We start from the raw sequence: 23,619 nt of genomic DNA, 5'->3' as shown, positions 1-23,619 counted from the left end.
CCCCGCGCCGCCGGCCGCCCCGGGCCCGGGCCTCAGGGGCAGGAAGGGGCGGCGGGCAGGTCCGAGACCAGCTCGGACCACCGGTGGGTCCGCCTCGCCCGGCAGACCTCGGCCGCCACCTCGCCCGCGTCGATACGCCACAGGCGCTTCTCCTCGCCCGCGGTGGCCAGGGTGCGGCCGTCCGGGCTCAGGGCCATGGCGGAGATCTCCCCGTCGCCGGTGAGTGTGGCCGCCGTGTCGTGCGAGGCGGTGTCCCACAGGTGGATCGTGCCCGCTCCCGCGGTGACCAGCGTTTCGCCGCCCGGGGCGAACGCCACGTGCTCCGCGCCGTCGGGGTGGCCCGTGAGGGTGGCGGCGGTGCGGTACGAGGCCGTGTCCCACAGCCGTACGCGGCCCCCGGCGGCGGTCGCCAGCAGACGGCCGCCGGGGGCGAACGCCACGCCGGTGACCGGACCCTCGTGGCCGGTGAGGGAGGTCCGCACCCGCCGGGCGCCCGTCTCCCACACCAGTACGGTGCGGTCGGCGGAGGCCGTGGCCAGGGTGCGGCCGTCCGGGGAGAAGGCCAGCGCGCGCACCCGGTCGGTGTGCCGTCTGAGGACGGCCGTCTGCCGGCCCTTCCCGGCGTCCCACAGCCGTACGGTGTCGTCGGCTGAACCGGTGGCCAGGGTGCGGCCGTCCGGGGAGAAGGCGACGGCCGTCACCGCGTCGGTGTGGCCGGTGAGGGCGGCCCGCCGCCGTCCGGAGTCGGCGTCCCACAACCGGACCGTGCCGTCGGCGGCGCCGGTGGCCAGGGTGCGGCCGTCCGGGGAGAAGGCCGCCGTGTGCACGTCGCTTCCGTGTCCCAGGGTGCGCAGCCGGCGGTGTCCGCCCACCCGCCACAGCTCCACCGCCCCGTCGGCGGACCCGGTGGTGGCCAGGGTGCGGCCGTCGGGGGAGAACGCCGCCAGCCGGGAGAACGGCGCGGCGGCGCCGAGGACGGCGGTCCGCTGCTGCGTGGCGGTGTCCCACAGCTGCACCCGGCCCTCGCCGTCGGCCACGGCCAGGACGCGGCCGCCGGGGGACAGCGCCGTCTCGTAGGCGGCCGGCTCCTCCCCTGCGGTGATGGTGGCGGTCGTGCGGTGGTCGCCGGTGTCCCAGAACCGGACGGTGCCGTCGGCGCCGGTGACGGCGAGGGTCCGGCTGTCGGGGGTGAACGCCAGTTCCCGGTGGGCGTGTTCGCGGCGGCCCGTCACCGCGGTGGTCTTCCGGTAGTGGTAGGTGGCCGTGTCCCACAGCCGGGTGATCTCGGTGCCGGCCGCGGCCAGGGTGCGTCCGTCGGGTGAGAACGCCACGTCGTAGACCGGACTCCGCTGCCCCGTCGACGCGTTCCTCATGACGGCGAGGGTGGCGCTCTCCCGGCCCGACGCGGTGTCCCACATGCGCAGGGTGGCGTCGACGCCGCCGGTGACCAGGGTGCGGCCGTCCGGGGAGAAGGCGACGGCCGTCACCTCGCCCGTGTGTCCGGACAGGACGGCCGACTGCCGCTCCTTCCCGGTGTCCCACAGCCGTACGGCGCCGTCGCCGCCGCCGGTGGCCAGGGTGCGGCCGTCCGGGGAGAAGGCCACCGTCGTCACCTGGCCGGTGTGGCCGGTGAGGGTGGCGACCACCCGGTGGGTCCGGGTGTCCCACAGCTTGGCGCTGCGGTCGTCGCCCGCGGTGGCCAGCAGCCGGCCGTCCGGGGAGAAGCCCACGTCGTTCACCCGGTCCGTGTGGCCGGCGAGGGTGGCGGCGATCTGGCGGGCCCGGGTGTCCCACAGCCTGACGCCGTGGCCGTCCCCGGCCGTGGCCAGGGTGCGGCCGTCGGGGGAGAACTCCATCGCCGACACGGTGCCGGCGTGTGCGGCGAACCGGTCGGCCCGGTAGCGGGCGTAGGCGGACAGCAGACTGCTGCGCGTCTCGGGGACGTCGGCCCGCTGGAAGGCGGCCAGGGCCAGCATCGCCGCCGCCTCCGGGCGTTCCCCGGCCATCGAGTCGGCCTGGGCGGCCAGTTCGTGCGAGGTGACGACGCGGCGCTGTTCACGGGCGATCGAGTACTGCTGGAAGGTCGCCGCGACCGCGGTCGCGCAGAGCACCAGCAGGGCGGACAGCATCACCGACAGACGCCGCAGCCGCGTGGTCCGGGCGCGGGCCTCCTCCGCCTCCGCCTCCTCGGCGGCCTCGCTGGCCAGCAGGAACTCTCGCTCCAGCGCGGTGAGGCCGACCCCCGCGCCGCCGAGCCGGTCCCGGGCCGCCGCGAGCCGGGCGCCCCGGTAGAGGGCTCCGGTGTCGCGGTCCAGGGAGTGCCATGCCTGTGCCGCCTCGGTGAGCTGCCGGTGGACGAGCAGCCGCCGCCGGTCCGCCTCGATCCAGCCGCGCAGCCGGGGCCAGGCCGCGATCAGCGCCTCGTGCGCCAGGGTCACCGTCGAGCCGTCGAGGGTGACCAGACGGGCCCGTGCCAGCCGCTCCAGCACCTCCGCCTCGGCGGTGCGGCCCGCGCCGTCCGCGCCCAGCTCGCCGCGGTCGGTGGGGCGCCGGGTGTCGGGCGCGCCCTCGCCGGGGTTGACCAGCCGCAGCAGGATCCTGCGGGCGGCGGCGGCCTGCTCGGGGTCCAGCCGGGTGTAGAGGTCCTCGGCGGTCTGGGCGATGGCGCCGCGTATGCCGCCGGCGGCCTCGTAGGCCGCCAGGGTCAGCGCGCGTCCGCGGCGCCGGCGCCAGGTCTCCAGCAGGGCGTGGGACATCAGCGGCAGCCCTCCGGGCTCGCCCGTCGCCTCGTCCACCAGTCTCGCGGTGAGTGCGCGTTCGACGATCAGGCCCGCGTCGGCGGCCGGGCGGACGATGGCCCGGCGCAGTTGTGCCGGGGTCATCGGCCCGACCAGGAGCGTGGCGTCCCGCAGGGCGTCGGCGAGGTCGGGGTGGCCCGCGCAGTGGCCGAAGAAGTCCGCCCTGACCGCGACGACGACCCGCAGCCGGCTGCGGGGGCGGCGGGCCGCCAGCAGCAGGCCGATGAACTCCCTGCGCTCCCCGGGATCGCGGCAGAGGGTGAAGACCTCCTCGAACTGGTCGACGACGACCACCGTGTCCGCGTCGGGGGCGTGGGAGGCCGGCGCGAGCAGACGGGGGTGGTCCCTCATCGGGTGCGGGCCGGGGGTGAAGACGCGGACGGCGGCCGGCCGCACCGCGGCGGTGCCGGAGCGCAGGGCGGGGATCAGCCCCGCGCGCAGCAGCGACGACTTGCCGCTGCCGGAGGCGCCGACGACGGCCGTGAACCGGCCCTCCCCCATCCGGCGTACGAGGTCGCCGGTGAGCTGTTCGCGTCCGAAGAACCGTTTCTCGTCCTCCGGCTGGAAGCGCCGCAGCCCCGGATAGGGGGCGTCGGCGCCGTCCTCCGCGCCGGAGGGCCGGGCCAGTGCGTCGGCGGACGCCCGGCGCCAGCGTTCCTCCCACTCCCGCCGGTCGCCGCCGCAGGCCTGCGCGTAGGCCAGGGCGACCGGGAGCGTGGGCAGTCTCCGGCCGGCCGCCGCCTCGGCCAGGGTCGCCGCCGAGTAGGGCGCCCGCTGCGCCATCGCCCGGTAGGTGGTGCCGCCCGACGCCCGGCGCAGTTCGCGCAGTTCGGCGGCGAACCGCTGCACCGGGCCGGCGGCCGGATCCAGTGGTTTCTCCCGGCGCCCCATCGCGTGTCCTCCCCCGCCGCGTCCGCCCGCCGCGTCCGCGATCGGGCGCCACCGTAGGCCCCCCGCGACCGGCCGACAAGTCCGCGCCCGGTCCCGTCTCCGGCCGCCCCGGCGGCGCCGCGCGCCGGCCGCGAATTGTCCGGAGCGGCGGAACGGGCCTGCCTGACAACCCGTACTCCCCGAGACTCGGTGCCGGGCATGGCCGGACGGACCGGTGTGCTCCGGCCGGGCCGGCGGCGGGGGCACGACCGGGGAGAAGGAGGAGCACATGGTGTACGAGACGGCGTTCACAAGCGAGGACGTGCCCGCGGCCGAGCGGTTCGACCGCTGGCGTGAGCTGGTCCGGCGGGCCCACGCGCCCCTGGAGGCGGACAGCCCCCACCGGGCGGACTTCCGGGCCCGGGTGCGCGTGCTGGGCGTCGGGGCCGTGACGGTGTGGCCCGCGGAGTTCCGGCCCGCCGTACTGCGGCGCACCCCGGAACTGGTCCGGCGGCACGACCCGCGGACCGTCCATGTGTCCCTGCCGCTGCGGGGGCGGCTGAGGGTCGCCCGGGAAGGCCGCGCGGACGGTTACGGTCCCGGTTCCCTGTGCGTGGTGGACACCTCGCGCCCGTGCGAGATGTGGGCGGGCGACGGCGACGGCCCGTACAGCGGCATCGGGCTGGAGGTGCCGCGGGACCTGCTGCACCTGCCGCCGGAGCGGCTGGCCGGACTGACCCGCCACCGGCTGTCGGCGCGGGAGGGGATGGGGGCGCTGCTGGCGCAGTTCCTGACCACGGTGGCGGCGGACTCCGCCCGCTACCGGCCGTCCGACGGGCCCCGGCTGGCCGCGGTCGCGGTCGACCTGCTGTCCGCCCTGTTCGCCCACACCCTGGAGAGCGACCACGCGCTGCCGCCGGAGGACCAGCGGCGGGCCCTGCTGCTGCGCGTCAAGGCCCACATACGCCGGCACCTGCACGACCCGCACCTGTCCCCGCCCGCGATCGCGGCGGCGCACCACATCTCCCTGAGCCATCTGCACCGGCTGTTCCGGGACGAGGGCTCCACCGTCTCGGCTTTCCTGCGCGACCAGCGGCTGCGACGCATCCGGCAGGACCTGTCCGACCCCGCCCTGCACCGCACGCCCATCCACGCCGTCGCCGCCCGGTGGGGTCTGACCGACCCCTCCGCCTTCAGCCGCGCCTTCCGCGTCGCCTACGGCACCTCGCCCAGCGACCACCGGCAGCGCGCGCTGGCCCGCGGCGGTGCGCCGGCGGCCGTGCGGGGCGGCCTCGTGGCGAACGCCGCGGGCCGCTGACGCGCTGTGTGGCCCGGTGCCCGGTGACCGGTATCAGCCCATGTTCAGGCGGTCGGCGGCCTTGCGCAGCATGCCCGCCTTCTGCTCGACCGGCTTCTGCTGCTCGCCCTGGAGCGCGCTGACGACGGTGAGCGCGCCGGTCAGTACGGGGATGCTCCACTGGGCCCAGCGCAGCTGGCGCTCGGCGTCCTCCGTGGAGGCCGGGTGGTGCTGGGCCCCGGCCGACTTCTCCGGGTCGGAGGAGGTGGCCATCTCCAGCTTCTTGCCCATGACGCGGCTGTAGGCGGTGGCCGCCAGGGCCGCGCCGGTGAGGACGGTCTTGATCGCCGAGGAGGCTCCCACACCCCGCTGGTGCTCCACGCGGTACATGTTGGACGCCAGCAGGGAGACGGCACCCGCCAGGTGGGCGGCGATGGCCAGTCCGTTGACCGGCGTCCACTTCGCCCATCCGATGCTCGCGATCCTGTCGCCGGTCGCGGCGTCCTCCCACTCCCTGGCGACGCCGTTGAGCCCCACGGCACCCATCAGGGAGCCGCCGAACCATGCGCCCATCCCCAGGTCGTGCAGGCTCCGAGCGAGCGTGTTGCGTTCGGACACGATGATCTCCAGTTCGCCTTGTCCTGTTCGAGCGTTGTCCACGACATTCGAGAATTTCGCGGCATTCAAGGCATACCAGAGGTTTCCGGGGGCCGCCGCCCGGAGCTGTACGGCCGGGCGGCGCTCACGCCCGCCCCCGGAGCGCGGCGGCGGTCACCCGCCGGAACCCTCCCCCGCCCCCGCCTCCCGCGAGGACACGGCCCGCGCAGGCCGCGCAGGCTGCGGCGCGGGGCGGCACAGCACGGGGTTCTGGAGCTCGGCGCACGGACGGTGACCGCGGGAACGCACGACGTCCCTGCCGACCTCGTTCGTCAGGTAGCGCAGGAAGCCAGCGGCCAGGGACCTGGCGGGCGGCTCGCCGTAGGTGTAGGCGTACTCCGTCTCCCAGAAGGGGTAGGCCCCGTGGTCGGCCGCCTCCAGGGTGGCCCGCTGCCCGTCGATGCGCACCAGCCGCAGGTCCTTCCGGCCGGACGCGTCGTCGAGGCCGCTGTAGCCGATCGCCCCGGGCGTGCGCGCCACCTCGTCCAGCACCCCGGCGGTGGAGCCCCGCTCGCAGTTGACGGGGCCGCGCGGCATGCCGGGGAGCGGGGTGCGGCAGTCGTCGGAGGTGCGTACGAGCCGCCGCGATCCGCTGAAGATCCGCTCCTCGAAGACGTCGCGGGTACCGGAGTTGCTCAGGCGGCTCACCAGGCGGACGGGCAGGTCCGCTCCTCCCACGTCCTTCCAGTTGGTGATCTTCCCGCCGTACAGGTCCCCGATCTGCTCCAGCGTGAGGTCCCGGACCCCGGTGTCCTCGTGGACGACGAGGGTGAAGAGGGTGAAGGCGACCGGACGCGGCAGCAGCAGCGGCTGGTCGTCCCGCTTGCCCCCGTCGGTGAACGCCAGCATCCGCGTGTTCCCCTCGCCCTCCCGCGCGCCCTCCCGCGCCAGCGCGTCCAGCCCCTCCTTGCTGCCGCGGTAGTCGTGGTGGAACGTCACGCCCTGCTCGCCGCAGGTCTCCTGGTACGCCTTCGCGGCCTCCCTCAGTACCGGTTCGAAGGCGGTGGACCCGGTGAGGGTGAGCTCACCGCCGGCGCAGTCCAGCGGCGCCGCGGCGTCCTCGCGGCCGAACACGGAGAAGGCGAGCTGGCCGAGGATGACCAGGACCAGGAAGCAGACCAGCGCGACGGCCTGCCACGGCGTCCCGGTCTGGCTCCTGGTCTCCTGTATGCCGCCGTTGCCCACGCCGCCCTTGATCCCGCCGATGACCCTGGGCGGCTCGAACGGCGCCTGCGGGTCCGCGCCCGTCCCCGTCTCGCCGGTGCGTTCGAGGGCGGCCAGGACCTTGTAGTGGGCGGAGCGGTTGAGCGGCACCTTGGGGAGTTCGATGACGCCGTCGCGCACGCTCAGGCCCGAGTCGTCGCTGAAGCAGGGGCGCAGGAAGTCGTCGCTGAGCTCGGTCACCACCATCCCGGCCACCCTGCGCCCGGGGAACTCGACCCGGACACCGACCCTGTCGTCGGGGAGGACGGCGTAGTCGTCGATGTCGATGTGGGTCGCGCCGCTGTTCTCGATGCGCAGCAGGACGAACGACGGGTCCACCAGCCGGGTGCCGTCGCCGTCCTGCAGCTGCTGCAGCGCCCCCGCGTACTGGATTCCGGCGTACCGGGCGTGGACGGCGTCGGTGGCGGTGGTGTCCATCTGCACCCGGTAACCGAGCCGTTTGCGTCCGACGAAGACGAACTCGTAGAGCGCGGCGACGATCGGCACGAGCACACCGAGCACCGCGAGAACGACTTCCCACCGAAGCATGTCCATGGCCTGTCCGACCCCCGTGGAGAACATGGTGAAGGGCCGTCAAACATATGAGCGGGCCGGGCTCCGGCGAAGTGGTGTATCCGGCTTTCGGCGAGTGTTCACCGGCTGTTGGGAGGCGGTGCGCCCGTCGTACGGCGGGTCTTACGACGGGCGCACCCGCGGGCCTCAGCCGCAGGAGGCCGTCCTCTCGTACCATCCGGGCTCGGTCTCGGTGAGCGAGGTGACGGTGTAGACGTTCCACAGCCCCAGCGCGTCACCGGAGCCGACCGCGTAGGCGTAGCCGTAGCGGACGGTGGCGCGGCCCTGCTGCACATGGGTGTAGTTGCTCGCGGTGAAGCAGGCAGGCGTCTGCGGGTCGCCCGGCTCTCCGGGGTCGCCCGGGTCACCGGGGCCGGTGCCGCCCAGGCCCCAGTCGGCGGTGATGTACGCCGTCGAGCACATCAGGTCGGCGGTGTAAGCGCCCGCGGTGCCGCAGCCCTCCGACGGGCGCACCGGGACGGCGTGCCCCATGCCGGAGACTCGGTAGTCCCTCACGGCGGTGCCGGCGGAGGACCCGTAGTCCCGTCGCGTCACCCCGCCCGGCAGCGAGGCCGTACCGTCCGCGGTGGCGTCCGTGCCGTGCGCGTTCGTCCACTGCTTCACCAGCTCGTCCGCGTTCGCCGGGACGACCGTGGTGTCGGCGGTGCCGTGCCAGACGGCGACCGACGGCCACGGGCCGCCGTATCCGGGGTTCTGCGCCCGGACGAGGTCGCCCCACTGGGCGGCGGTCTTCGTGGCGCCCGGGTTCATGCAGCCGAACGCCTGGGCCATGCTGGTGGCGCAGCCGTGCGGGATGCCGGCCAGCACGGCGCCGCCCGCGAACACGTCCGGATAGGCGGCGAGCGCGCTCGCGGCCATCGCCCCGCCGCCGGAGAACCCGGCGACGTACACCCGGGACGGGTCGGCCCCCACCGCGCTCACGGTGTGGGCGACCATCTGACGCAGCGACAGCATCTCGCCCCGGTCGCGCGAGGTGTCCCCGGCCTGGAACCAGTTGAAGCAGCGGGAGCTGTTGTTGGCCGTCTCCTGCTGGGCCGCGACGAGCGCGAAGCCGCGCGCGTCGGCGTACGCGCGCCAGCCGTAGGTGGCCGTGAAGCCGGGCGCGTCCTGGGTGCAGCCGTGCAGGACGAGGACGACCGGGGCTCCGGCCGGCAGGTCGTCGGGGACGTAGCGGTACATGGTCAGCGCGCCCGGGTTGGAACCGAAGCCGGTGACGCGTTCGAGCTCGGCGGCCGCCGCCGGGGCGGCGGACAGCCCGGTGAACGCCAGCGCGAGCGTGCCCAGCAGCACACCCGCGCGGCGCAGGAGGTTCGTGGCTCTCATGAGGGGGGTCCTTACGCCTGAAAGGGACCTGACAATCGGTGCCCGTACCGTAGGCCGTGACGCAGATCACTCGAACATGCCGGAGCCACAGGGTCGCCGGCACGCCGGTGGCCGCCGCCCACATTGCCCCGGAAGACCGCGGACGGACCCCTCTCCCGTACCCGCCGCGGCAGCCCGTCCGCGGGGGTCACTCGGCGGGCGCCGAGGACGGCCGAGGGGCGCGGACGGATCACCACCGCAGGGCGAGCGCCCCGTCCGGCTCGCGGTCGACACGCGTGCCGAGGTCGCGGCCGGTGCGGTCCAGGACCGCCCGCAGCCACCCGGCGTCCTCCGGCGAGGCGTGGCGCAACCGCATCCGCCGGGCCTGGAGCGGCACCATCCGCACGCCGGCCGTCCGGCCGTCCGGCTCCAGACCGACGAAGTACAGCAGCCGCAGGTCGTCCCGGTACCGCTCGTGGCCGGCGATGCCCTCGTAGTCGTCGACGAGGTCGCCGCAGCCGTACAGCACGAGCCTGTCCCGGTACACCTCCAGGGGCCGGGGGTGGTGCGACGAGTGGCCGTGGACGACGTCCGCGCCGCCGTCGACCAGGGCGTGCGCGAAGCCGGTCTCCTCGCGGGAGACCTCATACCCCCAGTTCGGCCCCCAGTGGACCGAGACGACCACGATGTCGCCCGGCCGCCTGACCCGGCGGATCCGCTCGGCCACGGCCGCGGCGGCGGACGGCGAGGGCTCGGCCACGACGTCCACGCCGGGCCGGCCGGGGCCTGCGGACCAGGACGGCGGTATGCCGCTGGAGGGCATGCCGAAGGCCAGGACCACCACCCGCCGCCCGTGTCCGAGGGGCACGGGCGCGGGCCGCCGCGCGGCGGTGAGGTCCCGCCCCGCTCCGGCCGCCGCCCGCCCGGCGTCCGCCAGGGCGTCGAGCGTCTCCTCCAGACCGGGGCGGCCGAAGTCCAGGACGTGGTTGTTGGCCAGGACGCAGACGTCGGGGCGGGCGGCCGACAGGCAGGGGAGGTTGGCGGGGCTCATCCGGTAGTGGACGCCCTTGCCCGGCGCGAACGCGCCGCTGCGCGTGACACCGGTCTCCAGGTTGACGATCCGGGCGTCGGGGGCGGCCTCGTCGATCGCCGCGAGCGCCTCGCCCCAGGGCCACTCGAAGCCGACCGGCCGGGGGATCGGGCCGTTGGCCGCCTCCGCCAGCTCGACGTAGGCGCGGGCGTCCCGGACGTACGCCTCGCGCAGCGCCGGATCACCAGGGTGCGGGAGGATCTGGTCCACGCCCCGGCCGAGCATCACGTCACCGCAGAGGAACAGGGTGACCGCGGCCCCGCGCATGCCTCCAAGGGTAGGACCCTCCCGCCCTGTCCCGGGGGCCGGTCGGCCCCCGGGACAGGGGACCGTCGGTGGTGTCCTGGTGGTGGCCCCGGAGGCGGCCACCGGACGCGGAGAAGCGGAGCGAGACCGCGCACCGCGCAATCGGAGCCCGCGGGAAGCGGGTGGCCTCCGGCGGGCCCCGTGTGCCCGGCGTGACCCCCGTACGCCGGGCACACGGCATGGGCGCGCCGCTACGCGCCGCCCGGCTCCCCGCCCCGCTCCCGCCCGGCCCCCTCCAGGGTCGCGGCGTGGTCGGGCACCCAGGTCTGCGTCTCCATCGGCGGCCGCCGGTAGCCGGTGGACGGCGGCCGGGGCGGCAGGCTCAGCTCCGGCGGCTCGACCTCGTGGTACGGAACGCCGGACAGCAGATGGGCGATCATGTTGATCCGGGCCCGCCGCTTGTCGTCCGCGTCGACGACGTACCAGGGGGACTCAGGAGTGTCGGTGTGGGCGAACATCTCGTCCTTGGCCCGCGAGTACGCCTCCCAGCGGACGCGGGACTCCAGGTCCATCGGGGACAGCTTCCAGCGCCGCATCGGGTCATCCAGCCTCGACCGGAACCGCCTCTCCTGCTCCTCGTCGCTCACCGAGAACCAGTACTTGCGCAGCAGGATGCCGTCCTCGATCAGCAGCCGCTCGAAGACGGGGCACTGGCGCAGGAAGCGCACGTACTCCTCGTCGGTGCAGAACCCCATGACGCGCTCGACGCCCGCGCGGTTGTACCAGCTGCGGTCGAACAGCACGATCTCGCCGGCCGCCGGCAACTGCTCGGCGTAACGCTGGAAGTACCACTGGGTGCGCTGGCGTTCGGTGGGCGCGGGCAGGGCGGCGATACGGGCCACGCGCGGGTTGAGGTACTCGGTGACACGCTTGATGGCTCCCCCCTTGCCCGCCGCGTCGCGCCCCTCGAAGACGACGACCAGCCGGGCGCCGGTGGAGCGCACCCACTCCTGCATCATCACCAACTGCTCCTGGAGCCGGAGCAGTTCCTTCTCGTACACCGGGCGGGGCAGCTTGGCGCGCCGCCCTCCGGGCCTCTTCGGCGACCGCTTCCCGCCGTCCTGTCGCGGCATACGCGCCCTCCCACACCTTCCGGATGTTTTCCACTTCCGCTGACGAATACTGTTTTCCCAGGTGAAACCGGGAAACACGGAGGAACGATCCATGTGACCCGACCCGGAGATGATGAGCATGGCAACCGGAGAGACCGGATTCAGCGATGTCGTCTACGACCTGATCTCGGTGCAGTACCACGCGCTGAAGGCCGGACACGACTACGGACAGTACGTCCGCGACGCCGAGAACGCGGGCAAGCAGGAGATCGCCGACTTCTTCCGCAAGGTGATGGAGGAGGACTCGCGGCGCGCCGCCCAGTGCCACAAGTACCTGGCCCAGCTGTCCGGTACCGAGGACGCGGGTCCGGCGGCCCAGTAGGCCCCGGTCCCCTTCGGCGGGCCGGGGCGCCCGCGGCCGCGTACGGCGGTACCGCGGGCGCCCCGGCCGCCGCGTGTCCGGCGGCGCTCCGCCGTTCCGGTGCCCCACCGTCCCGGCTCCGCTCGCCCCGGGGCGCACCGGACCCCCGGCCTCGGGGAACATCGGTACAGCGGTCGACGCCAAGCCGGTGATCATGGCCTCTACCACGGGCGGCAGGCCCGGCGGCGAGGTTCGGCGGAAGATCCCTGAGCGGCCGCGGGCGCCGATAGCGTCGCGTCCATGCCAGTGGAGTTCCTGACCGATGAGCAGGCGGCGTCGTACGGCAAGTTCGACGAGGAGCCGACCCGGCCGGAGCTGGAGAGGTTCTTCTTCCTGGACGACGAGGACCGCAAGCTGACAGCGAAGCGGCGCGGGACCACAGTCGGCTCGGGTTCGCTCCCCGGATGTGCACGGTGCGCCACATCGGCCGGTTCCTCCCGGACGACCCGCTGGACGCGCCGTGGGTCGTGGTCGAGCACCTGGCCGCGCAGCTCGGCATCGAGGACGTCTCCTGCGTGAAGGCGTACACCGAGCGCAAGCCGACGGCGTACGAGCGCGCGTGGGGGATTCGGGACGCCTACGAGTACCGCGAGTACGAGGATGCGGAGTGGTCGCGCCGGTTCCGTACGTTCCTGCACGGGCGGGCGTGGACGCACGCCGAGGGGCCGGCGGCGCTGTTCAACCAGGCGGTGGGCTGGCTGCGCCGTCACCGTCACCGAGCCCCTGGCGGAGCTGGTCCGCGCTCCGGACGCACCGGAGCCGGACGAAGACGACGACGGCGGGCAGGAGTGAGTGTCAGGAGCCGATCGGATCAATCCGTGACGGGCAGGCACTCGGCGAGCAGAGCGACGATGTCACGCCAGGCTCGCTGTGCGTGCCGTGGGTGGTAGCCGACGCCGGGACGCACGGTGTGGTCAACCGGTGGGTGGTGGAAGGCGTGAAGGGCCCCTCCGTAGACCACGAGGCGCCAGTCGACGCCCGCAGCCTGCATCTCTGCGGTGAACGCGTCCCGCTGGGCGGGCGGCATGATCGGGTCTTCCGACCCGACCCCGGCCCACACCGGGCAGCGAATGCGTACCGCCTCACCCGGTCGGCCCGTGGTCAGTGCGTTGACTGTCCCAATCGCGCGCAGGTCGACGCCATCACGGCCGAGTTCCAGTGCGACTGCGCCTCCGGTGCCGTAGCCGACGGCGGCGGTCCGGTCGGGGTCTGCCCGTGGTTCGGCACGCAACACGTCGAGCGCGGCGTGACCGATTCCTCGCATCCGGTCGGGGTCGGCGAGCAGCGGCATGCAACGGGCCAACATTTCCTCTGGGTCTTCCAGATAGCGTCCACCGTGGAGGTCGAAAGCCAGCGCCACGTACCCCAGCTCGGCCAGAGCCTCGGCCCGGCGGCGCTCGACATCGCTGAGCCCCACCCCCTCGGGGCCGATCAGTACTGCGGGCCGACGCTCGGCACCGGCCGGGAGCGCGAGGTACCCGATCATCGTCAGGTTGTCGGCCGGGTATTCGACCGTACGAGTTGTGACCGTCGTCATGTGACTGGACGGTAATGACCGTTGCGCCCGCTCGGGGTGGTGTTCACCGATGGCAGACAGCAATCTGTCCCGGCCACATCACCCGGACGCGTCGACTGCCCTGTCGTCAAACGATCGTTTGACGGCAGATAGGTTCCGATCCTCCGCACGGAAGAGGCCCCGAGTGGCGAACCTGGTCTACAAGCGGGTCTCGACCGACCAGCAGTCCACCGCCCGGCAGAACCTCGTCCTGGACGAGGCCGGCATCGAGGACCCGGTCGTCTTCGAGGAAGACCCGGGCACCTCCAGCCGCCTCCACCCCCTCCAGCGCCCGAAGCTCCGCGCGCTCCTCGACTACGCCCGGCCGGGCGACACCGTGCGCATCTCCGAGATGTTCCGCCTCGTACGCGGCACCGGGCACATCCTCGACGTGCTCGACGTCCTCCACCGCGACCGCCTCGCCCTGCGCGTCCACGACGGCGCGTTCTCCGCGATGGACCTCACCGCCCGCCACCCGAGCACCGGCGAGCTGCTGTCCACGGTGAGGTTCATGGTGCAGACCCTCGCCGCCGGCGAACTCCAGCGCGACCTCCAACGGGAGCTGACGTACGACGGCCTGCGCGCCGCCGAGGCCAAGGGCAGCAAGGGCGGCCGCCGCCCCACCGTGGCGGCCGACAAGACCGCCGACGTGCGCACCTCTTACCTGGAGAGCCGCTCCATCGCCGCCCTCGCCCGCGACCACGGCGTCAGCCGCGGCGCGATCCGGACGGCCGTCGCCGACCTCCTGCCCGACCAGGCCGCCATCGAGGAGAACTCCCCGGCCCCGGAACTGCCGGTCACCCTCGACATGCCGGGCACGGTCGCCGACTTCCTCCGCCGCACCGAACCGGACCCCGCCGAGCGGGACGCGCTCGACCAGGGGGTGACCGTACGACGCGGGCAGGGCCACACCCTGCGCGTCAGCGCCGTCCCTGCCGTGCACCTCGGACTCCTCGCCCGCTGCCGGCCGCTCGACGGCGCCTGGGGCGCCCCGGCGGTTCCGGCACAGCGCAAGGCCCGCCGCGAGTACGAGGACCACGTCACCGGCCTCGGAGCCCCGACCTGACCAAGATCATCACCTTGGCGTTGACCGCTGTACCGATGTTCCCCGAGGCCGACCCCGCACAGCAGTCACCATGGAGGCATGTCCCGACGCCGATCCCGTCCGCGCCAGAAGGCTCCCTCCGCCTCGCCCGCCCCTTCCTCCCTTCCCCTCTCCCCCGGCGCGCCCTGCCCGTGCGGGCTGCCCGCCCCCTACGCCGACTGCTGCGGCCGGTTCCACCGGGGCCCGGCCGCCGCTCCCACCGCCGAGGCCCTGATGCGCTCCCGCTACAGCGCCTTCGCCGTGCGCGACCGGGCGTATCTGCTGCGCACCTGGCATCCGGACACCGCGCCGGAGCGGCTGGAGCCGGACCCGGAGACCCGGTGGCGCCGGCTGGAGGTCCTCGGCGCCACCGGCGGCAGTCCCTTCCACAACGAGGGGACCGTCTCCTTCCGCGCCCACTTCACCGAGCGGGGGCGCGAGGGGGTCCTGGAAGAGCACAGCCGCTTCGTGCGGCACGCCGGCGCATGGGTCTACCTCGACGCCTCCGGCGCCCCCTGACCGTCCTCGAGCGCCCCGGGCGCCGGGAGCGGCCCGGCCGGGGGAAGACGTGAAGAAGCCGTGCACCGGCGGCGCACGACCGGCTCCGGTGCGGCGGTGACCGAGTAAGGTCCTTTCCGGGGACCATCCGTGAGCGACCGCGTACTCTGCGGTGCGGTGGGGTACGCACCGGCCGCGGAGCGTTCGCGCGGGCGCACGGCGGTCCCCTTCGCGCCCCGCCGTGCGGGTGCGGGGGAGGAACAGGAGGGGGAGATGGCGTTGCGTCCCGACCCGAGGCCGCAGTCTCGCCGTCAGGCCGCCGGGCGGCCGCGGTCCCTGGGCCCGTGGGACCGTCCGGAACCGGACACACCACGGCGGCCCGGCGGCGTGTCCGGGGCCGGTCCGCGGGACGCGGAGGCCGGCGGCTCCGGCCCGGACGGTCCGGCCGCGCCGGCCGAGTCCGTCGCACCCCCCGAACCGCGCACGGGCTTCCTGACCGGGCGCCGCGGTCCGCGCACCACCGCCCTGGTCCTGACGACCGGCGCGATCGGTTCCGCCCTGGCGACCCTGCTGGTGGTCTCCGGTGTCCTGACGCCCGCCGACCCGCGTACGCCGCTGTCCGGCGGCCCGCCTCCCTCCTCGGAGCCGGCGGACTCCGGGCCGGACGACCCGCCGTCCGCGTCCGGCTCTCCGGAACCCGAGGCCTCCGCCCCCTCCACGCCCGCCACCGCTCCGGACAACACGCCGTCCGGGCCCGCGCAGCCGGTCCCCACTCCGCCGGCGTCCGCCGCGCCGCCGCCCAACCCCGCCTCCCAGCAGTCGCGGAGCCCCGCGTCGGGCATGCTGCGGGAGGGCGACAGCGGTCCGGAGGTGGCGGAGCTCCAGCGGCGGCTGCGCCAGATCCAGGACGTCTACCCCGGCGGCGACGTCGACGGCCGCTACGACGCCGAGGTCGCCGAGGCCGTCGCCCGCTACCAGCAGTGGTACGGCATCCGGGGGGACGAGGAGGGCGTGTACGGCGACGACACCCGGCGCGACCTGGAGGCGCGCACCTGACGGGCGCGCCGGCGTGCCGTCCCGCGGACGGGGCGTGCGCCCAACACCCCCGCGCCCACCATCCGTGCGCTCACCACCCGTGCGCCCCGAGCCAGGACTCCACCCGGTCGCCGTCCCACGCGCCGTCCGCGATCACCACGCGGTAGCGGTAGGCGAAGCTCTCGCCCGGCGGCAGCTCGAACTCCTCGAAGAAGGCCCAGGAGAAGGCCACGACCGGGGTCGGCTCGGATCGTACGAACCAGTGGGAGGCGTGGATGGCGCCGTCGTTCTCGGGCGCGTGGGCGAAGACCAGGGTGGTGTGCGCGTCCACCGCGTCGCGTTCGGCGGTGAAGGCCAGCCAGGGTGCCCGCGTGCCCATCATGGCCGCGGCGCCGGCCTCCCCCTTCCCGCCCCGGCCGCCGGGGCCGAGGACGTCGCCGCCGGTGAGATCGCGCGGGCCGCGCCAGTGGAGGCCGGTGTAGCCGGCCATCTCGCGCCCGGCGGTGGTCGGGGAGCCGAACACCAGCGGCTCGGCGCGGATGTTGGTGAGGCGGATCGACCAGTCCAGCGCCCAGGCGCCCTCCTCGGGCTCGGCCGAGTGCACCTCGACGGTCCGCGTCTCCCGGGCCCACTCCCGCCCGCCGTTCTCGATCCACGTCAGCCGTTCGGCCATGCGCACCCGGTCCCCGTCCGGGCCGAGGACGTCCACCGCGTCGAAGGCGTCGTGCCGCATCCACCCCACCCGGTCGCGCAGCGGCAGGTAACCGCGGCCGTGGACGTAGGAGTTGCCGCCCCAGAAGTTCTGCCCGGACAGATGGCTGGCGGTCATCTGCAGCCCCTTGTGCCAGCGGTGGTCGCTGGGCCGGTAGCCGGTGACGGTGCGGCCGGCCAGGGTGCGCAGGGGGTGGGCGTACGGCTTGCGGGACTCGAAGGCGTCCGGGTCGGGCCGGTAGACGTAGGCCATCAGCTCCACCGCGCCGCAGGAGACGGAGATCCGCTCGCCGTGGACGTGGGTGACGTTCAGCGGCGCGCTCATCGGGCCGCCTCCGCCGGGGAGGTGCGCGGCGCCCAGTCGGGGTGGCCGCCGTGCATGGCGGTGTAGTACGGGTCGCCGGGGGCGATCTCGCCGGCGCGTACCGGGCGCCCGGTGAAGGCGGCCTTGTACAGGGCGGCGGTGAACTCCACCGTGCGGCGGGCCTCGTGGCCGCTGCCGGGCGGCCGGACGCCCGCGCGCCGGGCGGCGAGTACGGCCGCGAGCTGGGCGGTGTGGGAACTGGGCAGGTCGGCCGCCGGGGTGCGCCAGGCGCGGACGCGGTCGGCTCCGCCGGGGGCCGACACCACGTGGGGGGCGGGCGTGTAGACCCAGTCGTCGTTGGAGTGCCCGTACAGATGGGTGAGTTCGACGGTGGCGTCGGCGCAGTCGATCCGTATGCGGCTGGTCTCCTGAGGGGACAGGACGCTGTTGACGACGGTGGCCATCGCGCCGCTTTCGAAGCGGACCAGGGCGGTGGAGACGTCCTCGCTCTCCACGTCGTGCACCAGGCGTCCGGCCATGGCCCGCACCTCGGCCCAGTCGCCGAGCAGGTGCAGCAGCAGGTCCGTCTGGTGGATGCCGTGGCCCATCGTGGGGCCGCCGCCCTCGGTGGCCCACCGGCCGCGCCAGGGGGCGGAGTAGTAGGCGGCGTCGCGGTACCAGGTGGTCTGGCAGTGGGCGACGAGCGGGGCGCCCAGTGCGCCGGAGGCGAGCAGTTCGCGGGCGTGGACGGCGCCGGAGCCGTAGCGGTGCTGGAAGAGGACGGTGGCGTACGGGCCGCCCTCCTCCCGCGTTCCCTCGGCGGCGGCGATCTCGTCGTACTCGGCGAGGGAGAGGCACAGCGGCTTCTCGCACAGCACCCACGCGCCGGCGCGCAGGGCGGCCGTCGTCTGCTCCCGGTGGAGGGAGGGCGGGGTGCCGATCAGCACCAGGTCGGGTCTCTCCCGCTCCAGCATCCGGTCCAGGTCGGTGTAGCCCGCCACTGCGGTGCCGGCCTGCGCGCGGAAGGCGTCCAGCCGTCCGGCGTCCACGTCGACGACGGCGACCGGCTCGACCTCGTCCGCGTGGGCCTCGAGGGCCGGCAGATGGCCGACGGTGGCGATGGCTCCGGCGCCGACGACGGCGGCGCGGAGGCGTTGGGTGACCGGGGGCATCGGGTTCGGGCTCCTTCGGTGGCCGACGGCGGCAGAAAGCGCTTACCGACCTAGACCCTAGAAGCGGCACGGGCATCTGGAAAGGGCCCGTGCGCCACGATCCGCGAGCCCCTTCCTCCTGCGGCGGACCGTTCCGCCGCAGGAGGACCGGCTGCGCGGAGGGTGTCACCCCCGCGGGGACACGGGCCCTGCGGGCGGTCGGCTTCGCGGGACGTCCTTGACGAACACGACGCCGTCGCTGTCCGCCAGATGGGCCGGGTCGAGGGGGGCGTAGCCGAACCAGGGGGACACACGGGGCTCGGGACGCGTGCTGCCGAGGGCTGCGGCCAGCCGCCGGGCGTCGATGAGGAAGCGGTCCCGAGGGACCGCGTACAGGAGCCCTTCGAGGGTGTCCGGCGGCGGGGTGTCCACCCCCCGGTGCCGGATCGTGCCCAGGGCCGTGGCCACGAAGGCGTACTCCTTCCCGAGCCGGGCGCTCACCAGTGCGCCCGCGCTCCACCACTCCAGCGGCCTGCCGCCCATCCGCATCCTGCTCTCGTGCCGCTGGAGATGGGCGTTGTGGGCGTGGACGAACACCGGACCCCGTTCGGCGAGGGCGAGGAGGTTGCCGGCCATCATCGAATCCCGCAGGCTCGTCAGTCGCGCCAGGCGGTTCGGTGAGGTGTCGGCCATCCGCCGGTGGTAGCGGAGCAGCCCGGTCGCGGTACGCCCGTACAGGCGCGCCCGGTCCCATTCCTCCCGCGAGGTCGCCGTGATCAGGTGCGGCGTCCGCTCCTCCAGCAGCGCCACCAGATCGTCGGCGAGCAGTCTCAGCCTGCCGGTCTCGGCCGACCGCCCCGCGGAGCGGGACGGGTCCGTCATCGCGGCGGGGTCGGTCCACCGGTCGTCGGGGCCGAGCAGGCGGTCGAGCGTCCGCGCGGTGCAGGGGAGCAGGTCCGCGTCCACATGGGCCGCCAGGTAGCCGTGGAGTGCGGTGAGGGCCTGCCGGGGGCTCGCGGCGTGGGTGATCTCCAGCGGGCCGTCGAAACCGGCGAAGCGGAGCCGGTCGGACGCGGGCCTGCCCTCCTCGGCGACGCGGACGTTGCGGGCGCGCATCCACCGCACGAGTTCGCGGTTGGCCGGGAAGGCCCCCCAGCCGTGGCTGAATCCGCTCTCCACGACCTGATCGAGGGTGCCCGTGCCGGAGGTGACGTAGTCGTCCACGATCAGGCCCGCCATGCAGTCGCTCTCGACCGCGATCGTCCGGTGGCCCTCCTCCTCGACGAGTTGCCGGAACAGTTCGTTGCGCAGATCCAGCAGCGCGCCCTCGCCGTGGGTGGGCTCGCCCAGTGCGAGCAGCCGGGGCCGGCCGGGGAGCATCCCCATGACGGCGGCGGCCTCGACGGGATGGGCGGTGTCCTTGGTGTCGGTAACCATGGCCTCAACGCTATCGTTGAACCCTCGGTGGAGACTTTTCCGCGATAACGTCGGCCACATGGCGCGAAACCTTCAAAGCGGCAAGCGGCTCAGGCCGGTCGATCTGGCGCGCGGGCACGGTCTGTCCACGCAGGCGGTCAGGAACTACGAGGCGGCCGGCATCCTCCCGGCCGCCGACCGCACGCCCCACGGCTACCGCACCTACACCCCGCTGCACGCGCGGGCGCTGCGCACCTTCCTCGCCCTGGTGCCCGGCCACGGCCATCAGGGGGCGACGGCGATCATGCGTGCGGTGAACGAGGGTGCGGACGAGGAGGCGTTCCGCCTCGTCGACGAGAGCCACGCCCAGCTCCTCGAGGACCGGCGGACCCTCCGGGCCGTGGAGAGCGCCCTGCGCGATCTGGAACCCGAAGCCGGGCGCAGTGCGGGGCCGGGGCGGGACGCGGCATCCGGCTCCGGCAGCACGTTCATCGGGCCGCTGGCCGGGAAGCTCGGCATCCGGCCCGCGACACTGCGCAAATGGGAGCGCGCCGGGCTGGTCCGCCCGCACCGCGACCCGCGGACCGGGTACCGCGTCTACGGCGAGGACGCCGTACGGGACGCCCGGCTGGTCCACCAGCTCAGGCGGGGCGGCCATCCGCTGGAGCAGATCGCCCCGCTGATCGACCGGGTGCGGGCGGCCGGCGGGCTGGAGCCGCTGGAGGCCGTGCTGCGCGACTGGCACGGCCGGCTGTCCGCCCGCTCGCGGGCGATGCTGGCCGGGGCCGCCGAACTGGAGGCGTACCTCCGGGAACGCGGATGAGACCTCGGCCGCCGACCGGAGGGCGGGGGCCGTCGACGGTGCGATCAGCGCGCCGGGCGGGCCCCGGGACCGGGGCCCGCCCGGCGTACGGTCCGGTGTACGGCCCGGCGCGGTGTCCCCCGTTCCTCGGCGAGCCGACACCTCGCCTTCGTGTACATGCCACAACTGCCGGGGAAGGTATGGCCCACCGGTCTCGGCGGCCGGCCGCGGCCGTCCGGTACGCGAAAGGAGGCTCGTACGAGTGGAGTTGGGAATCCTGGGGCCGGTGGAGATACGACGGCACGACGGCGCGCGGCTGGGCCCGCGCGCCGGCCGTGAGAGATCCCTGCTGGCGCTGCTCGTGCTCAACACCGGATACGTGCTCCCCCACGACCGCATCGTCGACCTGCTGTGGGAGGACCCTCCCGGCAGCGCCCGTGCCCAGGTGTACAACCTGGTCAGCGGGTTGCGGCGGCGGCTGCGGACGGATGCGGGCGGTGCGGGGCGCGAGGCGCTGGTGACCACCGACGGCGGCTATCTGCTCAGGTCCGGAACGCACACCACCGACCTCGCCGTCTTCCGCGACCACGCCTCCCGGGGCCGCGGCGAGGCGGAGGCGGGGCGGTTCGGCCGGGCGGCGGAGCTGCTCTCCGCCGCTCTCGGCTGCTGGCGCGGCACGGCGCTCAGCGGTTGCTCGGAGCCCTTCGTCCCGGCCGCGCGCCAGGGGCTGGAGGAGGAGCGGTGGCGGACCGTGGAGGCCCTGCTGGACGCACGGCTGGCCCTGGGCGAGTACGAGCGGGTGCTCGCGGAGGTCGATCCGCTCCTCGCCCGGCAGCCCCACCGCGAGGACCTGTACCGAAGACGGATGCTCGCGCTCGCGGGACAGGGGCGGCGCGCCGACGCGCTGGCCTGCTACCGCGAGGCGTACCGCAGGCTCGGCGACGACCTGGGCGTCGGGCCGGGGGCGCAGCTGCGCGAGCTGCACCGGCGGATCCTCGAGGGAGCGGCGGTCGGCGCGCCGGACGGAGCGGACGGTCCGGGCGGCGCGGGGGCCGTCCGGCGGGAACGCCGCGGAGGGCCGGCGGAGCCGGCGGACGCCCCGGCGGAGGCGGCACCGGTGGCGGCGGCGCGGACCGCGCCGCCCGCGCCCTCCTCACCGCCTGCGCCACCCTCACCGGTCCCCCGCCAGCTGCCCGCGGTGACGGGGAGTCTGTACGGGCGCGGCCGGCTGCTGAACGGCGTACGGGCGGCCCTGCGCGGCGGCGGCATCACCGTGCCCGTGGTGGTGCTGACCGGGCCGGGCGGCGCGGGGAAGACCGCGGCCGCCCTGCACGCCGGGCACGCGCTGGCCGACGAGTTCCCCGGGGGCCAGCTCCACGCCGATCTGCGCGGCTCCCAGGAGACGCCCGCCGACCCGTACGACACGGCGGCCCGGCTGCTGCGCGGCCTGGGCGCGGACGGCCAGGACATCCCCGCCGACCCCGAGGAGCGGACCGCCGAGCTGCGCAGCCGGCTCGCCGGGCGCCGGGTGCTCCTGCTCCTGGACGACGTGCGCGACGAGGCCCAGCTGCGCCCGCTGCTGCCCGGCACCGCCGACTGCGCCGTACTGGCCACCTCCCGCCGGCGGCTGACGGCCCTCGCCGGAGCCCGTACGTTCACCGTGTCCACCCTCGCCCCCCAGGACGCCGTCCTGCTGCTGACCCGTCTGGTGGGCACCGGGCGCACCGCCGCCGAACCCGCCGCCACCGCGGAGGTGGCCCGGCTGTGCGGCCATCTGCCGCTGGCCCTGTGCATCGCGGGCGCCCGGCTGGCGGCCCGGCCCGACTGGACGATCGGCGGCTTCCGCGACCGTCTGGCGCGGCACCGGCGGCGGCTGGACCAGCTCGCCGTCGGCGATCTGGACGTACGTGCCGGCATCGCCCTGGGCTACCGGTCCCTCGCGCCCGATCTGCGCACCGCCCTGCGCAGGCTGGGGCTGCTGGACACGCGCAGTGTGCCCGCCTGGGTCCTCGGCGTGCTGGCCGGGCGGCCCGACGGCACGGCCGACCGGCTCACCGACCAGCTGGTCGAGCGCCATCTGCTGGAAGCCGTCGGGACGGACCGGGCAGGCCAGCCGCGCTTCCGGCTCCACGTCCTCGTCCACGACTTCGCGGCGGAGCGGGCCCTGGCCGAGGACTCCCCCGCCGAACGCGAGGCCGCCGTCCTGCGGGTGCTGCGGGCCTGGGCGGCGCTGGCCTCCCGGGCGGCGGAACGGCTGGGCCACGGCGGCGCCCTGGACCCCGTCGAGGGCGCGGGCGAACCGCCGGCCGACGCGGCGCGGGCCGCCCGGAGGCGGCCCGCCGACTGGTTCTCCGCCGAGCAGGCGAACCTGATCTCCGCGGTCTCCCTGGCCGCGCGGCTGCGCCGTCCGGAGCTGGCCGCCGACCTGGCCCTCCAGGTCGGCGGCCACCTGCTGCTGCGCTTCTACGAGAAGGAGCGCGAGGAGGTCGTCCGCACCGCGATCGGCTGCTGGGGCGAGGACGCCGCCGGCGACCGCAGGCTCTGCAGGCTGTACTTCGCGCTGTGCTGGACGCTGTACCAGCAGGACCGCTACGAAGAACTCCTCCGGACCGCCGAGCGTGCCCTGGCCGCCGCCCGCGACCTGGGCGACCCGGAGATCGTCGCGGACGCGACCTGGCAGGTGGCCAAGGCGACCGCCCTGAAGGGGCGGCTGCCGGAGGCCGCAGAGCACTACGGGCGCTCGGTGCGCGAGTGCGAGCGGCTGGACCTGTCCGACCGCGCACGGGTGTACTCGCTGACCGGGCTCGCCAACACCCTCGCCGACCTGGGCGACGCCGCCGGGGCCGTGGACCACTACCGGCGGGCCCTGGAGCGGCACACCGCGGCCGACCGCACCCGGGTGGTGATGCTGCTGCGCTGCGCGGAGGCCGTCGCCGACCGCGGGGACGGGCCGGAGGCCCTGGGCCTGCTCGCGGAGGCCGGGCGCATCACCGCCGGGATCGGCGACGAGGTCGGCGCGGCCCATGTGGAGCGGGTGCGCGCCCTGGTCGCCGTCCTGGGGCACGACTGGCCCCGCGCACGCTCCGCGCTGGTCTCCGCGCTGGAGGTGCTGCGGGCGCACAACGAGGCGTCGGGCACCGCGCAGGCACTGCGGAGCCTGGGCGACACCGAGATCGGGGCCGGGCGGACGGAGGAGGCGTGCGGAGCGCTGCGCGAGGCGCTGTCGCTGTACCGCGGGATGCGGGCGCCCGTGGAGATCGCCCGTACCGAGGCCCGGTTGAGCGCGGCGCTCGTGCTGGCCGGGGAGCCCCCGTCGGCCGGCGGGCACGCGGCGGCCTTCCGGAGCGCCCTCGACCGGTACGGTCTGCCGCCGGCCAGCCTGCGCCTTCCCCCGCACGTACGGCGGCTGCTGCCCGCCGCCGACTGAGCGGTGGCCGCACGGGGCCGGGCGGCGGCCCGGGCGGTGTCCCGGC

Annotated in this window: 17 protein-coding genes and 1 pseudogene; 8 read left to right on the top strand and 10 right to left on the bottom strand. The window is 75.1% G+C overall.

Annotation, left to right across the window (positions count from 1 at the left end):
- Nucleotides 1-32 precede the first annotated feature (32 nt).
- The gene (locus tag BMY40_RS28970) at nt 33-3,689 is read right to left on the bottom strand and encodes a WD40 repeat domain-containing protein (protein ID WP_093659697.1); all 3,657 of its coding nucleotides are present in this window, start codon (nt 3,687-3,689) and stop codon (nt 33-35) included.
- A 268-nt stretch (nt 3,690-3,957) separates the two neighbouring features.
- Between BMY40_RS28970 and BMY40_RS15095 the strand changes: the two genes are divergently transcribed.
- Nucleotides 3,958-4,986, top strand: a complete 1,029-nt coding sequence (locus BMY40_RS15095) for an AraC-like ligand-binding domain-containing protein (RefSeq protein ID WP_093659926.1) — start codon at nt 3,958-3,960, stop codon at nt 4,984-4,986.
- A 33-nt stretch (nt 4,987-5,019) separates the two neighbouring features.
- Here the strand turns inward: BMY40_RS15095 and BMY40_RS15090 are convergent, their stop codons facing one another.
- From BMY40_RS15090 to ppk2, 5 genes are all read right to left on the bottom strand, one after another.
- Nucleotides 5,020-5,583 carry a hypothetical protein gene (locus BMY40_RS15090; protein WP_093659695.1) on the bottom strand — a complete coding sequence of 188 codons (564 nt, stop codon included), beginning with the start codon at nt 5,581-5,583 and terminating at the stop codon, nt 5,020-5,022.
- A gap of 153 nt (nt 5,584-5,736) precedes the next feature.
- On the bottom strand, nt 5,737-7,380 hold the full coding sequence (locus tag BMY40_RS15085; RefSeq protein ID WP_093659924.1) for a substrate-binding domain-containing protein: 1,644 nt from the start codon (nt 7,378-7,380) through the stop codon (nt 5,737-5,739).
- 165 nt (nt 7,381-7,545) lie between these two features.
- On the bottom strand, nt 7,546-8,742 hold the full coding sequence (locus BMY40_RS15080; protein ID WP_093659693.1) for an extracellular catalytic domain type 1 short-chain-length polyhydroxyalkanoate depolymerase: 1,197 nt from the start codon (nt 8,740-8,742) through the stop codon (nt 7,546-7,548).
- 229 nt (nt 8,743-8,971) lie between these two features.
- A complete protein-coding gene (locus tag BMY40_RS15075) occupies nt 8,972-10,078 on the bottom strand; it encodes a CapA family protein (protein ID WP_093659691.1) in 1,107 nt (368 codons plus the stop codon).
- Nucleotides 10,079-10,308: 230 nt separating this feature from the next.
- A complete protein-coding gene (gene ppk2, locus BMY40_RS15070) occupies nt 10,309-11,190 on the bottom strand; it encodes a polyphosphate kinase 2 (protein WP_093659689.1) in 882 nt (293 codons plus the stop codon).
- A 118-nt stretch (nt 11,191-11,308) separates the two neighbouring features.
- Between ppk2 and BMY40_RS15065 the strand changes: the two genes are divergently transcribed.
- Nucleotides 11,309-11,551: an acyl carrier protein gene (locus BMY40_RS15065; RefSeq protein WP_093659922.1), complete on the top strand. Its 243-nt coding sequence runs from the start codon at nt 11,309-11,311 to the stop codon at nt 11,549-11,551.
- Nucleotides 11,552-11,830: 279 nt separating this feature from the next.
- Nucleotides 11,831-12,318, top strand: a pseudogene (locus BMY40_RS29060) (DUF4158 domain-containing protein); the annotation flags it as partial.
- An 83-nt stretch (nt 12,319-12,401) separates the two neighbouring features.
- Here BMY40_RS29060 and BMY40_RS15055 read toward each other — a convergent pair.
- Nucleotides 12,402-13,127, bottom strand: coding sequence for a dienelactone hydrolase family protein (locus BMY40_RS15055; protein WP_093659687.1), 726 nt, complete (start codon nt 13,125-13,127; stop codon nt 12,402-12,404).
- 163 nt (nt 13,128-13,290) lie between these two features.
- Here BMY40_RS15055 and BMY40_RS15050 point away from each other — a divergent pair, with 163 nt between their 5' ends.
- The 3 genes from BMY40_RS15050 (at nt 13,291) to BMY40_RS15040 (ending at nt 15,783) form a co-directional block, all read left to right on the top strand.
- Entirely contained in the window at nt 13,291-14,211 is a 921-nt protein-coding gene (locus BMY40_RS15050) for a recombinase family protein (protein WP_093659685.1), read from the top strand.
- Between the two features lie 78 nt (nt 14,212-14,289).
- Nucleotides 14,290-14,748 carry a YchJ family protein gene (locus tag BMY40_RS15045; protein WP_093659683.1) on the top strand — a complete coding sequence of 153 codons (459 nt, stop codon included), beginning with the start codon at nt 14,290-14,292 and terminating at the stop codon, nt 14,746-14,748.
- 366 nt (nt 14,749-15,114) lie between these two features.
- On the top strand, nt 15,115-15,783 hold the full coding sequence (locus tag BMY40_RS15040) for a peptidoglycan-binding domain-containing protein (RefSeq protein WP_245770102.1): 669 nt from the start codon (nt 15,115-15,117) through the stop codon (nt 15,781-15,783).
- Between the two features lie 70 nt (nt 15,784-15,853).
- Here BMY40_RS15040 and BMY40_RS15035 read toward each other — a convergent pair whose 3' ends face one another.
- The 3 genes from BMY40_RS15035 to BMY40_RS15025 all read right to left on the bottom strand — a co-directional run bounded on the left by BMY40_RS15035 (nt 15,854) and on the right by BMY40_RS15025 (nt 19,365).
- A complete protein-coding gene (locus tag BMY40_RS15035; RefSeq protein WP_093659680.1) occupies nt 15,854-16,798 on the bottom strand; it encodes a DUF6807 domain-containing protein in 945 nt (314 codons plus the stop codon).
- A complete protein-coding gene (locus BMY40_RS15030) occupies nt 16,795-17,949 on the bottom strand; it encodes a Gfo/Idh/MocA family protein (protein ID WP_093659678.1) in 1,155 nt (384 codons plus the stop codon). Before BMY40_RS15030 ends, BMY40_RS15035 begins: the two co-directional genes overlap by 4 nt.
- Nucleotides 17,950-18,114: 165 nt before the next feature.
- Entirely contained in the window at nt 18,115-19,365 is a 1,251-nt protein-coding gene (locus BMY40_RS15025) for an erythromycin esterase family protein (protein WP_093659676.1), read from the bottom strand.
- A gap of 58 nt (nt 19,366-19,423) precedes the next feature.
- Between BMY40_RS15025 and BMY40_RS15020 the strand changes: the two genes are divergently transcribed.
- Together BMY40_RS15020 and BMY40_RS15015 are read left to right on the top strand one after the other, a co-directional pair.
- Nucleotides 19,424-20,167, top strand: a complete 744-nt coding sequence (locus tag BMY40_RS15020) for a TioE family transcriptional regulator (RefSeq protein ID WP_093659674.1) — start codon at nt 19,424-19,426, stop codon at nt 20,165-20,167.
- Between the two features lie 241 nt (nt 20,168-20,408).
- A complete protein-coding gene (locus BMY40_RS15015; RefSeq protein ID WP_143071776.1) occupies nt 20,409-23,573 on the top strand; it encodes an AfsR/SARP family transcriptional regulator in 3,165 nt (1,054 codons plus the stop codon).
- Nucleotides 23,574-23,619: the final 46 nt, after the last annotated feature.

This window comes from Streptomyces radiopugnans, from assembly GCF_900110735.1.
GTDB lineage: Bacteria > Actinomycetota > Actinomycetes > Streptomycetales > Streptomycetaceae > Streptomyces > Streptomyces radiopugnans.
This window is presented reverse-complemented; position numbering and strand designations above follow the sequence as displayed.